Below are 13,791 nucleotides of genomic sequence, written 5' to 3'. Positions count from 1 at the left end.
AGGCGGGTTGAACGACACATCGCACACGATGAATCAGGGTTGTTTGGATGCCGCAACCCGACCATTCCACTCCCGAAAAACGCGCTCGGACTGCACCTCGGCCTGGTCGAAGACCTCCAGACTTTCGAAGAAATAGTCGAAGAAACCCCGCTGGGTCTCGATCTCGATCTCCACCAGTTCGATGGGGTGAAAGTCCTTGCAGGATAGATGATTCTTAGCCAACAGGTCGTTGATGGTCCGCATGGCGGAGAGTTCGCCGTAGTAGGCGTTGTTGAACAGCAGCTCAACCTTGAAATCTTCCGCTTCGAAGAGGTTGCCGGGCAACTCCCCCCGCCAGGTGCGACTCTGGGGACGGGCCACGAAGAGGGTGTCCACGCAGGTCAGTTCCTTCAGAATGAACTGCCGGTGATAGGCCCCGTCCACCAGAACCTCTCCGTCGAACTTCCGTCCGAAACCGTATTGCAACAGCCACAACGCGGCCTCCAGGTAGTCCGGGGTGATGGGCCGGAAGATGCGCCCGCCGTAATCCCGTCCCAGCTCCCGCCCCAAAAGTTGCAACGCGACGGGGTTGACATGGAGGTACTCCTTGCCGCTGGCCGGGGCGTAGCTGTTGAAAACCACTCCGATCGAAGCTTCGTTGAGGATGGTCGCCATCTCCGCGTAAAACTCGTCCGAGCGGGTGGGAACAACCATGCGAGCGGGGAAAAGCAGATCGAACAGGGCGTTGCGGTCCATCGGGGGGAATTGGCCCAGAGAATCGCGCCAGTTGTCCCACCAGGCGGGACGAAAAACGCCGGGCAAGCCCTGAAGCATCATCTTCCAACCCGACAAATGGGCGAAGGGTTCCGGCAGCCGGGGCATGAGCCGTATCTGCTCCTCCAGCTTCTCCCTCATCGGCCTATTGGCCAGCCAATGCGCCGTCCAATGGATCATGCCGCTGGTGCAGGAGATGATGCGGGGCGTGATCCCCTGTCGGCGGGCCGCCTCCAGAAAACCCACTCCGTGGGCGTTGGACCCGCCCAAACCACCCAAAGCAAAGCCAACACCGCGATCTTGACGGGTTTCCGGCATGACTGACGCTCCTCGACGCTGGGAATAGACACGAAGGATGCCTTCCGTACCCGGAATGGTAGATCCTCGGTTCACAGGATAAGGAGCGGGGAATTCGGCAGCAATGTTTTTTCGCGGATTAGCGGGAAGGGGCGAAGTTCCCGTCCAGAAGGCGCATGACCCGAATGGTCTCCTGCACGTTTTCCAGGGGTTGTTCGGGGCCGGAGGGCAGCATGACCAGTTGCTGATCGAGGGAGGCGGCACGCGGGAAGGGGCCCTGGCCGGCGAAGTGGGGGTATTGGTCCACGTTGCGGCCCAGCGGTTTCACCTGAATGCCGGCGCGTTCCATGGCCTGGGTGAATGCGCCGCGACGGGGGCAGAGACACTCGGCCCGCAGGGGGACTTCGCCGCCTTCCAAATCGACGGGAGCCAGGCGGATCCAGTCGAGACCGGCCAGCCCTTCGCGGTAAGCGTTGAACAGGCGGCGCTGATGCTCGATCCGCCGTTTCAGCTTGGGCAATTGCGCCAGTCCCATGGCGGACTGAAGGTCGGTGAACTTGAAGTTGCCGCCCAACAGCGTCTCCGGGTCCACCTGGGAGGTGCCCAGAAACCCCTGATTGCGGATGCGGCGCAAACGGTCGTGATCTTCCGAGGTATGGCAGACCACGAAACCGCCCTGTCCGGTGGTCAGCAGTTTGGCAATCCCTAAGGAAAAACAGCCGAAACGACCCGCCCGGCCCAGGTACTCGCCATCGGGATGGCGCGATAAAAAGGCCTGACAGGCATCCTCGATGAGGGCGATCTTGCGGGGTGCGGCCAGCTCGCGCAGCGCCTCCAGGTCGGCGGCGCGTCCGTTGAGATGCACCGGCAGAATGGCTTTGGTGCGGGGGGTGAGGACCTTGTCCACCTGCTCCGGGTCGATGACGGGGCGCTCCGGGGTGCAATCGACCAGCACCACCCTGGCTCCCAGCAATGCGGCGGCATTGGCGGTGGCGATCCAGGTGCGCACCGGTACGATCACTTCATCTCCCGGTCCCACCCCAACCGCCAGCAGACTCACCAGCAGCCCCGCCGTGCCGCTGGGGAAACAGACGGCATGCGGCACATCCAGCAGGTTTGCCAGCTCCTTTTCGAATCGTTCGGTCTCCACCCCCATGCTGATGTGTTCCCGCGCCATGGCCCGCGCCACGGCTTCCGCCGCTTCCTGCCCCACTTCGATGCGCCAGGAGGGAATCATGCCGGCTTCTCCCGTTGCGCCAGCCACTCTTCAGCAAAGCGGTTGTCGTAGGAGCATTGGCACCACTTCCAGCAAAAGCGGATGTTTTCCCCCTTTTCGATCTGCGGAAAGAGCCGTTTGCGGGCCTCGCCGTGCCAGATCTCCCGGAAGGAGTTCTCGCAGATGTTGCCGAAGCTGCAATCCTCGTAGAAGTGCTTGGCGCAGGAGAAGAGGTTGCCCTGAAAATCCATGTTGGTGCGCACGTTGACCCCGATGCAGCGGCTCCACGGCGGCAGCAGCGCCTGATCGGTGAAGGTGTTCCAGCGCACCTGCACCGAAGGATCCCGTTCCGCCTCTTCGAGCAGAAGGCGCACTGCGGGGGGAATGGGGAAATCGCCGTCGTATTTATCGATGCGGTTGCGAAACACCAGGGTATCGGTGCCCACCTTGCGGTGCAGTTGCGCCAGGGCGGGAATGGCGTCCCAGTTGCGATCAAAAACCACCCCCTGCAAGGCCAGCTCCACCGGCAGACGGTCGCGTTTGCGCAGAGCCACGGCGTTTTCCAGATTGGCCACCAGCCGGTCCCACTCCTTCGGTTGGCAGCGATGCACCGCCGCATAGGTCTCCCGATCCCCGCCGTTGACGCTGACCCGGATCCAGGCGGCGTAAGGCAGGATGCGCGGGGCCATCCTTTCGGTGAGTATCTGCCCGTTGCTGGAGAGGGCCATGCGCAGACCCAGTTCGTGACCCACCTGGAAAAACTCCGGCAGATGGGGGTGCAACAGCGGTTCGCCGTTGCCGGCGAAGAAGACCTCCTGCCCGCCCAGGGCTGCAAAATCCTGCAAAAAACGCAGAAAAGCCTCCCTCGGCAGGAAGTTCTTGTGCATTTCGAAGGGGGTCATCTGCTGGGTGGAGCAGTGGATGCAGTCGTGATTGCAGCCGTGGGTCACGCCGACCTCGATGGCCAGCGGTCCGGGGATGCCGCCTGCGGCCCAGGTTTCCAGACGTTCCGGATGGCGGGCCAACTGGCCGCCGCCGAAGCGGATGGGCGTTTGCGCCAGGGTCTCCCGCGAGGCATCGCTGTCCGGATGGCGGCGACAGGGGCGGGGATGGGGCAGAATGACGCTGTTCATGGGCGTTGCAGGCTCTGGACGAAGTGGTGGGCCATGGTTTCCACCCGGCCCATGGTCAGCCCGGTGGCCTGCCGGAAACGGCCGGAGTCCATGGAGATGTCGATGGGGCGGGGCTCCAGGAAGGGGAAGTCGTTGATGCCGCACACCGCCATGCGGAGACCCTCCAGCGGTCCGAAACGCCGTTCCAGGGCGTTGCGCAGATGCTGAAACATCTGCAGGCGGGTGAGGGTTTCGGGACCGCCGCAGTGGTAGGTGCCGGAGAGGTCGAGTCGGGCTGCGGCCTCCAGCGCCACCACCAGATCCTCCACGGCCACGGGGCAGAAACGCTGATCCTGGGCCAGTCGAATGAGGTCGCCCCGGTCGATCGCTCCCAGCCACTCGTCGAAGAGGGTCTGGGTGCCGGGGGTCTTGCTGTAGACCTTGGGCAGTCGCAGCACGAGATGTTCCCGTCCACTCTCCCGCAGAAATGTTTCGATGCGCACCTTCTGCTCTCCGTAGGTGGCCAGTGGGCCGACGGGGTCCGTTTCGAGGTAGTTCCCCTTGCGCCCGTCAAAAACCATGTCGGAGGAGGTGAAGACCGGCTTGATGCCCTGTTCGAAAAGCTCTTCCAGCAGCCGTTGCGTGCCGAGGACGTTGACTTCGTCGGAACGGGCGCGATCGGCGGCGCAGGGGTCGAGACGGGTCATGCCGTGCAGCACGAAGGCGTGAGAAAACCGACCCTGATCCCGGATCAGATCGGCAACCTTCATCACCCCCGGCGTGAAGGGCCGGGTTCCGGCCACCGGTGTGGCGTAACAGGTGCCCAGGGCCATAGACGGGCCGATACGGGCGAAGAGGTGACTCCCGATGAAGCCCGATGCGCCGATGATGAGCCAGCGGGAGGTCATGGCGATCCCCGTTAAAGTCGCACCACGTCGGGCGCCGGAGCGGGGGCGCCGACCTTGCCGACGCGCAGCAGACCCTTGTTCACCGCGTAGGAGTAGAAGTTCTTGAAGGTCAGGCCGCTCAAGGGCAGACCGGTGGAGGCCATCTCCCGCATGCAGGTTTCGTAGAGCCACTGGTAACGCGGCGAGTAATGGCTGTAGGTGCCGATGAAGTAGTTCCGGGCCTCCGCATCCAACACCTCGTCGCTGCAGTCGGCCTCGATGAGATCCAGCACGCGCACGAAATAGTCGTACTGCACCTTGGCGAACTCCTGTTTGAGCGCCAGATACTGCTCCTTGAGTTCGGCGAAGGGCCGGGCCACGGCCTGGGCCACGGGGGCGTTCATGGGGTTCTGGATGCGGGTGATGAGGTTTTCGAAGTTGACCTGATGCCCGTTGAGTTCCAGGGTCAGGGGAAAACGCCCGAAGAGGCCGTCCCAATGCCGCGCCGCCCGTTGCGCCCGGATATCCCGGAAGAGGTAGGTGGGGGTCTCCCAGGGATTGGCCGGTTCGATGACCCGATTCTCCTCCTTGAGGACGTGGTAGAGGTGCGAATCGCGAATCAGCATCAGCGAATTGGTGATCTGGTTGGGATTGTCGACCAGCTCCATGTCGCGCAGAAAGGCGATGTTGGTGCGCAGGGTCTCCATGGTGGAGTTGGGATTGAACATCATGAAGCCGATGATGACGTAGAAGAGGCCCATATCCTTGAGGCGGCGCAGGGTGGCCTCGTTCATGGCCACGTTGGCCTTTTTGCCGTAAAACTCCAGTTCGTGGTCGGATCCGGCCTCGATGCCGACGATGACCACGTCGATGCCGGCCCGTTTCCACAGGCGCAGCAGCTCCTCGTCCTCGGCGGCGTGCATGGTGTCGGCCCGCATGTAGACCTTCAGGGAGAGTTTGACATCGCGCCGGATCAGCTCGTCGCAGATTTCGCGGGTGCGGCGCTTGCCCACCCGACCGGCGGGATCCTCGAAACTGGAGTCGGAGAGGTTGAAGATGCGGCCTCCCTGTACCTTGACCAGCTCTTCCAGTTCGTCCACCACGTTTTGCGGGGACCGACCCCGCCAGATCTTGCCCTTTTGCAGCTTGGTGTAGAAGTTGACCGAGCAGAAGTGGCAGTTGGCGGTGCAGCCTCGGGAGGTGACGATGCGCAGGCTGCCCAGAATGCCGTTGTCGAGTTCGTCGCGATGCATGTGGGCGATGAAATCCCGGGCGGGGAAGGGCAGGGAGTCGAGCTGGGGAATCAGGGCGCGCGGCGGGTTGCGCACCGCCTTGCCTTCGGCGTTGCGCCAGACCACTCCCTGAATGGCGGAGACATCGAGGCTGCCCTTTTCGAACTGCTGCAGCATCTCCAGCATGGTCAACTCGCCTTCGCCGTAGACCATGCAGTCGAAGACGCTCTCCCGCTCCAGAATCTCTTCCGCCATCGAGGAGAGGAAGGGCCCCCCCAGCATATGGAAGGAGTCGGGTTTGCGCGCTTTGAGCCGGGAAGCCACATCCTGAACGCTGAGGTAGTTGATCATGTTGAGCTGAAAGCCGTAAACATCGGCCTCGACCAGGGCGGCCTCGGCGATGGCCGGCTCACCCTGACTGGCGAAGCACTGATGCACCCGGACATCGTAACCTTCCCGGCGCAGAAAGGCCGCCAGACAACCCAGTCCGATGGGAATCTCCTCTTCGTACTGATAGTCCCCGTCCATGACCACGTTGATCAGGGCGACAAGCGGCTTTCCGGCCATGGGTTCACACTCCTCATCCATGATGGCGGGGCAGTTTCACCCCCGCCGTGTTTTCGATCCAGTCCAGGATTTTGCCCACGAAGCGGTCATACGAGTAGTAGTGGGCCAGCTCTTCCGGTCCCTTGGCGGGAGTTTGGCTCAGGCAAGCCGCCATTTCGGAGCGGGTTTTGAAAAAGAGACACTCCTCTTCCCAGTGGGGCTGCTCCGAAAAGCTGCGGGCATCGTAGACCAGCGGGATGCAGCCGCAGGCCGCCACTTCCGCCAGCCGCTGGGAGGCCACGAAGTAGGCATTGGCGTTGAGGGCGTAGAGGGTCTGGTTGTAGACCTTGGCCACTTCGGGGCCGTGGGGCAGTTCCCCCTTGAAATAGGGGCGCACGATGGCGTTCCACTCCCAGAAGCGCCCGTAGATCTCCACCTCGAAGCCGGCCTTGCTGCCCTCTTCGCAGAACCATTCGACCACCCGATGCCGCACCACATAGGAAAAGAGCACATCGTAGACGTAGATGTAATCCAATTCCGTTGCGTCGGCAATGGCTTGGATGGCCTCTTTGTCGAAACCGGCCCCCGATTCCAGCCGATTCTCCAGCAGGACGATGGCTTCCTCCTCCCGAGGCAGGCCACGGGGATCGTTCGGATAGCCGCACCCCACGAAGACCAGTTTGCGCCGTTCGGCCAGGGGCGTCCAGTTGCGGAAGATCTCCGGATCGTAGCAGAAGTCCTGACGATGCACTTTGGAAGCGCCGGTCTTGTAGATGAAATCGTCCCAGATGGGATAGGCCGAGCAGACCAGATCCCGCTCCCGCCAGGGCAGGGGCTCCCCCTTGGTGATCTCCGGCATGGGATCCTGCCACCAGACCGCGTTGAAGGTCTCGGGATGAATCCACTGATTGTTGCAGTGGTTGATGTTCATCATCAGGTGCGGATTGAGGCGATGCTGCTCGTCGATGTAATTGAAGCCGTCGAGTCCCTCCAGATCACTGTTTTCCAGGGCCAGATGGGTCACGCAGCCGGCGCGTTCGAAGGCGCGGGCCAGTCCCTTGGAGCAGAACTGCATCACCGTGGTCTCCCGCGAGGCGGGCAGAAAGACCCGCAAGGGCTCGCCGGGCAGCAGGGGGGCGTGTTGTTCCCGACAGGTCAAGGCCAGATCCGCCGCCCGGTTCAGACGGGTCAGCCGTCCCTGATCCAGCAGGGTGGCCAGACGCACGGCGTCACGGGTTTGCTCCACATCGTTGGGATCGAAGGCGACCGCTTTGGGCAGACGCAGGCGGGTGTTGGGAATGAAGTCGGGAATGGCCTCTTCCGGCAGGTGAACCATCTGCCGGGGGGCATCGGCCAGGGCTTTGCCGCCGTAGTAACAAATCTGCGGCGCGTCCACAGCCTGGGTCTGGCGCACCCGCTGGTTTTCCAGCGCGGTTTCCAGGGCCTTGTCGCGATCCAGGAAATAGGTGTCCCGCACCTCCCGCTGACGCCGTACCCGCAGAGGCTCCGGGGCGTAGTGATAGAAGAGGGTGACGTGCAGCGAAGACATGTTGAAATGGCCCAGGGACTCGTAGGCTTTGGCCAGGTGGATATGGGCCTCGTAAAGCTCCGGACGCAGATTGACGGCGTGGCTGAGGTAGTTGGCCGCCTCCCGGTTGCGCTCCTGGCGGATCAGCAGTATGCCCACGTTGACCAGGGCCTCGGGGAAATCGGTCTTGGACCGAATGGCCAGCAGGTAGTGTTTCAGGGCCCGGTCGTGCAGGTCAAGCTTCTGGTAAAGATTGCCCAGGGAGTTGTGAAAGAAGGGGTTCTGCGGCTTCATGCCCACGGCCCGCTCCAGGTAGGTGCGTGCCCGGGTGTAGTCGCGGCGGTCCATCAGGGCCACGCCGGTCAGGTGCCACACCTCGTCGTTGCGGGAGTTCAGCTCCAGAATCTGTTCGTAGAGGTCCAGCGCCTGGTCCAGTTCGTTTTTCTGATGATGGGCGATGGCCGTGGTCAACAGACGCATCTCGGTGGCGAAGGTGTTCACCTGGGCTTGTGGTTGCATGGTCGGCTCCTCGGTATTCGTCACGGCAGTCCTGTCGGCGGTGTTTCGATCGAGAGGGGTGGTCACCCGTTCACCACTTTGGCGAAGCGGCCATTCTTGTCCAGCAGGCCTTCCCGGGGCGCATCCGCATTTTCCTGGGCGGTGTAGTCGGTGCCTTCCGCATTGGGGAAGTAAATGCCCAGGTTGCGAATGGTGTTGCGGCGCCAGCGCTCCAGTTCATCCAAACCGATACCGGCCATGCGGGCGAAACGGGCCTTTTTCTCGGGCGTCTTGAAATTGATGCGATCCCACTCCAGCGCCCGTAACATGTGAAGATCCCGAGGCGTGAACTCCTCGGTGGTGATGCAACCCCGTCCGAAACCAAAAAACTGGGAGGAGCCGAAGTTGAAGCCTTCGGGCAGATAGCCCTTCTCCCTGGCGATTTCGTACATCTGGGTGCGGGGCAGGGGGGTGGCGATGTGGAAGGAGGTCATGTCCGCATCCATCTCCTCGGCGAAGCGGAAGGAGTCGCGAATCTGGTCCCAGGTTTCGCCGGGGCTGCCGATGATGAAGTCCGAAGCGGTTTCGAAGCCCAACTCACGGGCCTTTTTCATGATGCCCGCCACCCGATCCAGCTTGAGGGGCTTGCGCAACACATGGTCCAGAACATACTGGTTGCCCGATTCGATGGGCAGGATCAACTGGTAGCACTTGGCCTCCCACATCTGCTCCAGCAACTCGTCGGTGAGCAGGAAGGTGGCCAGGTTGACCGATTTCCAGTGCAGGTCGTAGTTGCGCTCGATGAGACCCTGCAAAATCTTGCGGAAACGGGGCTTGTTGAAGATCAGGTTGTCGTCGAGAAAGAGGATCTCCTTGATGCCGAACTCGTTGACCAGCCAGTCCACCTCGGCCAACACGTTCTCGGCGGTGCGGAAGCGGATGCGTTTGCCGTCGATGGCTTCGGTGCTGCAATAGATGCAGGGATAGGGGCAGCCCCGGCTGGTGGTGGTGATGGCATAGGGCTCGTAACGGGCGTTCATCACGTTGCCGAAGGCGTTGTTCGACTCGAAGTAGCGCGGCAGTTGCGCCTTGGCGTAATTGGGGAAGGGCACGGTATCGAGGTTTTCGATATAGGTGACGATGGGATTGACCACCGTGACCCCGTCGCGACGCCAGGCCAGTCCGTCGAAAGCGCTGAAATCGGTGCGTCCCTCCTCCAGTGCGGCCAGCAGCTGGGGAAAACGCTCCTCGCCCTCGCCCATGACCACGAAGTCGGCCACGCCGTCCTCCATGGCCAGATCGGTGGAGGTGGTGGCGTAGGGGCCTCCCAGAACGATCACCGCTCGGGGCAGACGGCGGCGGATTTCGGCGGCATAGCGGTGAAAGGTGGGGGCGTATTCCAGGGACATGCAGGTGATGCCCACCAGATCGGGTCCGAAGGCCTCGATTTCGGCCAACGCCTGTTCGAAGCCGAGATTGCCCAGATGGGGATCGAAGAGGTTCAATTCGTAATGGGGAGGCGTGACCGCGCCCAGCATGGCCAGGGTGTAGGGCGGCACCACCCACAGGCGTTTGCCGAACCAGGAGGTGTTGGGAACGGTGATCAGGATACGTTTGATAGTGCCCATCGTTTGGCCTCTCCTGCCGGGAAAGGAATCGCCATCTTGGAAGATCCCGCAAGATGGTTGCATGAAGCGTACCATCTATCGGACCACGACGGGTCCTCATGGTTCATTTTATCGGCAGGCAAGGCATAATTGTTAAATCGATTCGGGGCGTCTCATTCGAAAAAGATGAAATCGTAGTCGCCGGTGTAGCCGCAGCGGCGGTACCACCAGGCCCACTCCTCGGGGGAGTAGAAGCTGCGGCAGGTGAGTTGCCAGTAGAGCAGATTGACCTTTTCCCGCTCGTTGCGGAACGATTCCACGGCGATGTAGCGGTTGGTGCCCCGACCCACCCGCTGGATCTCCCGAATGGCGCGTTCCAGGTCGAAACAGGGCAGATTGTGCAGGGTGATCACCGAAATCACCAGATCGAAGGCGTTGTCGGCGAACGGCAGGCTGGAGGCGTGGCCCCGCACCAGACGGTGGGACAGCTCCTCCTTGGCGTGGGTCAGACCGTATTCGGAGAGGTCGAAGCCCACCACCTCGACGCCGGGCACCACCTGGGTGAGTTCGTAAAGCAGGTAGGCCTTGCCGCAGCCCACATCCAGAATGCGATCCCCGGCCCGCAGTCCGTAACGTTGGGCCAGCTTTTCGGCCATGCCGCGCCAGCGGCCGTCGTAGCGATAGCCCCCGTAGCCGAACTGGCGTTCCCCGTCCCAGTAGTCCTCGCCCCACTGGCAGGCGACGACGGCGCATTCGGCTTTGTCGTGGTCCAGCACCCGCTGCCGATAGTCCCGTTTGGTGCGGTTGTGCAGGGTGGAGATGAAATCGACCTGTTTGAGCATGAACGATCCGCCTTGGCTGAACCCGTCTTATTCATAAATTTCTGCTGCAACCGGACCAGGATCGCGCCATGACGGCGTTGCGCTCGCTCGACGATCCTCACCGTGGAACGGCCACGGTTCCGGTCGTCGAGGCGTCGCGCGCCTTGTCCTGACGCGCCCTGGCCGGCTTCGCGACGAAATTTATGAACAAGACGGGCTGAAAAAGAATGATTCTCGCAGGGCATTAAACAAAAAGTCCATGCTCCGGGTCAATGGCCAGAAATTCCAGGATGGCCAGGTTTTTGGTATGGCTCACGCAGTGGTGGTGACACGAACGGGAGGGATCGAAGGCGAAAAGCCGGGCGCGATTCTCCTCCGAAAACCAGAACTCCCGGAAGGAACGCTCCCTGATGGAGCCCAGCAGGCCGCTGGTGGTATAGGCCTTGTCCTGGCAGGTGTAGACGTTGAGATCGGCCCCGATGACGGTGAGAAACTGCAGGAAGGGGCAGAAGGTGTAGTGTTTGTCGAAACGCTCTTCCAGTTCGTGATAGTGGTTGATGACGCTGAAACGGGCATCGGAGAGTTTCAGCGCCTGGTCGATCTGGCGTCGCACCTCGTCCTTGATGGGGGCGTGGTAGCGATTGTTTTCCGCCCCCGAATTGGCCACCACCGCGCCGCTCACCTTGACGTGGTTGACCCCCAGATCCTTGAAACGCCGGCACGCCTCCAGCAGGTGGGTGTGGTTGTCGGTGGTGACGATGAAGCTGATGCCCAGGACGCAGGCAGTCGATCGGGAGGTGAAGGCGCGAATGTTGTCCGCCACCCGGGTGAAGGAGCCCAGGGGAATGTGACGCGCCAGGCTGTAGCTATCGTCGTCCCAGGCGTCGATGGAGATGCGCACCCAGGTGCCGTAGCGGGCGAAGGCCTCGGCGATGCGTCCTTTCAGGTTGGCGCCGTTGGTCAGGGAGGCCACGCGAACCCCTCCTTTGGCCAGGCGTTCCACGCACTCCGGAAGCGGTTTGTAGATCAGGGGTTCCCCGCCGCCGGAAAAGGTGACCGCCTTGACCCCCATGGCCACCACGTCGTCGATGATCCGGAACATTTTGCCCTGGGGAATGGCATCTTTTTCCGCCATGGTTTCGCCCAGGGAGAGGTGGGAGACCTTGTAGGCGCAATACCAGCAGTCGTGGTTGCAGCGGTTGGTCGGTTTGATGCGGATATGCACCGGGGCGACCACGGTCTGCTGGCGCAAGGCCTGCAGATGCTCCTGAAAACGCAAAAACTTGAGTGAACTGTAGAGGGTTGCCATGGCCAATCCTTAACGCCGGTTGCGACCCAGGGCCAGGTTGACCCGTTCGGCGATCTGCCGGGGATCGAGCCCGTGGTGGCTGAGATGCTCCTCCTGGGAGCCGTAATGGTCGGGGAAGGCCTCCGGCAGGGAGAGTCGCAGCAGGGGCGGCAACTGCCCGTCACGAGACCAGGTGAGAGCGGTATCGCACAGCACTTCGGCCACGGCGCTGCCCAGTCCGCCGTTGCGCTGATGCTCTTCCAGGGTGACCAGCAGGCGGCAGTCGTCGGCCAGTCGGAACAGGGCCTCCTGATCCAGGGGCTTGACGGTGTGAAAGTGCAGCACACCGCAGGCCACGCCCTGATCGGCGAGCAGATCGGCGGTTTGCAGAGCCCGCTGGGCCATGATACCGGTGGTGAGCAGTCCCACCTGTTTGCCCTCGCGCAACGTCACGGCGCGGCCGATTTCCAGAGCCGGTTCCGGCGGGGAGACCAGGGCGTCGCCGCCTTTGGCCAAACGGATATAGAGCGGGCCGGGCCAGTGGATGGAGGCGGCCATGAGGGATTTCATTTCCAGGGCGTCGCAGGGCGCGGTGACCGTCATGTTGGGCAGAGCCCGCATCAGCGCCAGATCTTCCGTGGCGGTGTGGGTGGGACCGAGGGGGGCGTAGACCATGCCGCCGCCGTTGGCGATGAGACGAACCGGAAGTTTGTGCAGGCACAGATCGACGCACACCTGCTCCAGACAACGACGTGTCAGGAAGGTGGCGATGGTGTTGACGTAGGGAATATAGCCTTCCAGGGCCAGACCCGCGGCCACGCCGATGAGGTTCTGTTCCGATACACCCTCCATGAAAAAGCGTTCCGGCATTTCGCGCTGCATGGCCGCCAGGGTGCCGGAGCCGAGATCGGAGCCGACGAAAACCACTCGTGGGTTGTCCCGCGCCAGTTGATGAACCATTTCCAGGGCCATGCGACGCATCAGGGTTCCTCCAGCAGGGCGGCCACCGCTTCGGCTTCGGCGGGTTTGAGTTTGCTCTTGTGGTGCCAGTCGGGATTGTTTTCCGCCAGGGCGATGCCCCGACCTTTTACGGTATGGCAGATGAGGCAGGAGGGCTTGCCCGGTTCGAAAGGCAGACTCTTCAGCAGGGCCTTCAAGGCGAGGGGATCGTGTCCGTCGACTTCCCGCACCGCGAAACCGAAGGCGCGCCACTTGTCGGCCAGGGGTTCCAGGGCCAGAACCTCGGCCACCGGGCCGTAGGATTGCAGCTTGTTGTAATCGACCAGGGCGGTGAGGTGGTCGAGCTTGTGTTTGGCGGCGCAGAGGGCCCCTTCCCACACCGAGCCCTCGTCGAGTTCACCATCGCCCATCAGGACGAAGACGCGGGAGGGGCGTTCGGAGAGGCGCACCCCCAGGGCCATGCCGATGCCGACGTTGAGGCCGTGGCCCAATGCTCCGGTGGAGGTCTCCACCCCCGGCACCTTGCCGTATTCGGGGTGTCCTCCCAGGGGGGAGTCGAAACGGCAGAAGCGATCCAGCTCCTCGGGGTCGAAAAAGCCCTTGTCGGCCAGAATGGCGTAGAGGGCCAGACAGCCGTGGCCCTTGCTGAGGATGAACCGATCCCGGTTGGGCCAGGCGGGCTGATCGGGCCGCACCCGCAGGATATCGTCGTAAAGCACCCGCAGGATTTCGATGATGGAGAGGGCCGAGCCGGGATGTCCTCGCCCACCCTTCAGCAGGCCGCGCAGGGCCAGCCGTCGCAGGGAGCGGGATCGACTGTCGAGAGGTTTGGCTTCCATGGCGCATCCTGCCGAAGGAGAAAGAGACCCGGTAAAAGAGAGTGCCAGATTGGTTATCGGTTGAACAGGGGCGGGGCATGAGGGCTTTCTTCCGGATGGGCGGGGCCGGTTGGCGGATATCCGAAGAAACTGCCAATCTTGTAATGACTGTGCTAAACAGAAGCTTCGGGAGACGGCTAAATCCCAACCGGTGCAGGGAAACCGAAA

The 13,791-nt window shown here is 62.3% G+C and carries 11 protein-coding genes; all 11 read right to left on the bottom strand.

Features of this window, described 5'->3' with window-relative positions:
• Positions 1-33 precede the first annotated feature (33 nt).
• The 11 genes from HQL56_05075 to HQL56_05025 all read right to left on the bottom strand — a co-directional run bounded on the left by HQL56_05075 (position 34) and on the right by HQL56_05025 (position 13,584).
• Positions 34-1,071 (bottom strand): hypothetical protein, encoded by a 1,038-nt coding sequence (locus HQL56_05075; GenBank protein ID MBF0308882.1) that lies wholly within the window; start codon positions 1,069-1,071, stop codon positions 34-36.
• Between the two features lie 118 nt (positions 1,072-1,189).
• Positions 1,190-2,287, bottom strand: coding sequence for a DegT/DnrJ/EryC1/StrS family aminotransferase (locus HQL56_05070; protein ID MBF0308881.1), 1,098 nt, complete (start codon positions 2,285-2,287; stop codon positions 1,190-1,192).
• A complete protein-coding gene (locus HQL56_05065; GenBank protein ID MBF0308880.1) occupies positions 2,284-3,399 on the bottom strand; it encodes a radical SAM protein in 1,116 nt (371 codons plus the stop codon). Before HQL56_05065 ends, HQL56_05070 begins: the two co-directional genes overlap by 4 nt.
• A complete protein-coding gene (locus HQL56_05060) occupies positions 3,396-4,286 on the bottom strand; it encodes a sugar nucleotide-binding protein (GenBank protein MBF0308879.1) in 891 nt (296 codons plus the stop codon). Before HQL56_05060 ends, HQL56_05065 begins: the two co-directional genes overlap by 4 nt.
• A gap of 11 nt (positions 4,287-4,297) precedes the next feature.
• Positions 4,298-6,064 carry a B12-binding domain-containing radical SAM protein gene (locus HQL56_05055; protein ID MBF0308878.1) on the bottom strand — a complete coding sequence of 589 codons (1,767 nt, stop codon included), beginning with the start codon at positions 6,062-6,064 and terminating at the stop codon, positions 4,298-4,300.
• A 13-nt stretch (positions 6,065-6,077) separates the two neighbouring features.
• The gene (locus HQL56_05050) at positions 6,078-8,090 is read right to left on the bottom strand and encodes a glycosyltransferase family protein (protein ID MBF0308877.1); all 2,013 of its coding nucleotides are present in this window, start codon (positions 8,088-8,090) and stop codon (positions 6,078-6,080) included.
• Between the two features lie 62 nt (positions 8,091-8,152).
• Positions 8,153-9,697 (bottom strand): radical SAM protein, encoded by a 1,545-nt coding sequence (locus HQL56_05045; protein ID MBF0308876.1) that lies wholly within the window; start codon positions 9,695-9,697, stop codon positions 8,153-8,155.
• A 152-nt stretch (positions 9,698-9,849) separates the two neighbouring features.
• A complete protein-coding gene (locus tag HQL56_05040; protein MBF0308875.1) occupies positions 9,850-10,518 on the bottom strand; it encodes a class I SAM-dependent methyltransferase in 669 nt (222 codons plus the stop codon).
• A gap of 223 nt (positions 10,519-10,741) precedes the next feature.
• A complete protein-coding gene (locus HQL56_05035) occupies positions 10,742-11,806 on the bottom strand; it encodes a radical SAM protein (GenBank protein ID MBF0308874.1) in 1,065 nt (354 codons plus the stop codon).
• Positions 11,807-11,815: 9 nt separating this feature from the next.
• The gene (locus tag HQL56_05030; protein ID MBF0308873.1) at positions 11,816-12,766 is read right to left on the bottom strand and encodes a transketolase; all 951 of its coding nucleotides are present in this window, start codon (positions 12,764-12,766) and stop codon (positions 11,816-11,818) included.
• Positions 12,766-13,584 (bottom strand): transketolase, encoded by an 819-nt coding sequence (locus tag HQL56_05025; protein ID MBF0308872.1) that lies wholly within the window; start codon positions 13,582-13,584, stop codon positions 12,766-12,768. Before HQL56_05025 ends, HQL56_05030 begins: the two co-directional genes overlap by 1 nt.
• Between the last annotated feature and the right edge of the window lie 207 nt (positions 13,585-13,791).

This window comes from Magnetococcales bacterium, from assembly GCA_015231925.1.
Lineage (GTDB): Bacteria > Pseudomonadota > Magnetococcia > Magnetococcales > JADGAQ01 > JADGAQ01.
The sequence above is the reverse complement of the archived record's forward strand: the minus strand, read 5'-3'. Positions and strand labels throughout refer to the sequence as shown.

What these genes read in the sequence shown, in the direction of transcription:
- HQL56_05070 (MBF0308881.1), bottom strand. Translation starts at nt 2,287, where the DNA reads ATGATTCCCTCCTGGCGCATCGAAGTGGGGCAGGAAGCGGCGGAAGCC.
- HQL56_05030 (MBF0308873.1), bottom strand. Translation starts at nt 12,766, where the DNA reads ATGCGTCGCATGGCCCTGGAAATGGTTCATCAACTGGCGCGGGACAAC.
- HQL56_05055 (MBF0308878.1), bottom strand. Translation starts at nt 6,064, where the DNA reads ATGGCCGGAAAGCCGCTTGTCGCCCTGATCAACGTGGTCATGGACGGG.
- HQL56_05035 (MBF0308874.1), bottom strand. Translation starts at nt 11,806, where the DNA reads ATGGCAACCCTCTACAGTTCACTCAAGTTTTTGCGTTTTCAGGAGCAT.
- HQL56_05060 (MBF0308879.1), bottom strand. Translation starts at nt 4,286, where the DNA reads ATGACCTCCCGCTGGCTCATCATCGGCGCATCGGGCTTCATCGGGAGT.
- HQL56_05075 (MBF0308882.1), bottom strand. Translation starts at nt 1,071, where the DNA reads ATGCCGGAAACCCGTCAAGATCGCGGTGTTGGCTTTGCTTTGGGTGGT.
- HQL56_05045 (MBF0308876.1), bottom strand. Translation starts at nt 9,697, where the DNA reads ATGGGCACTATCAAACGTATCCTGATCACCGTTCCCAACACCTCCTGG.
- HQL56_05025 (MBF0308872.1), bottom strand. Translation starts at nt 13,584, where the DNA reads ATGGAAGCCAAACCTCTCGACAGTCGATCCCGCTCCCTGCGACGGCTG.
- HQL56_05050 (MBF0308877.1), bottom strand. Translation starts at nt 8,090, where the DNA reads ATGCAACCACAAGCCCAGGTGAACACCTTCGCCACCGAGATGCGTCTG.
- HQL56_05065 (MBF0308880.1), bottom strand. Translation starts at nt 3,399, where the DNA reads ATGAACAGCGTCATTCTGCCCCATCCCCGCCCCTGTCGCCGCCATCCG.
- HQL56_05040 (MBF0308875.1), bottom strand. Translation starts at nt 10,518, where the DNA reads ATGCTCAAACAGGTCGATTTCATCTCCACCCTGCACAACCGCACCAAA.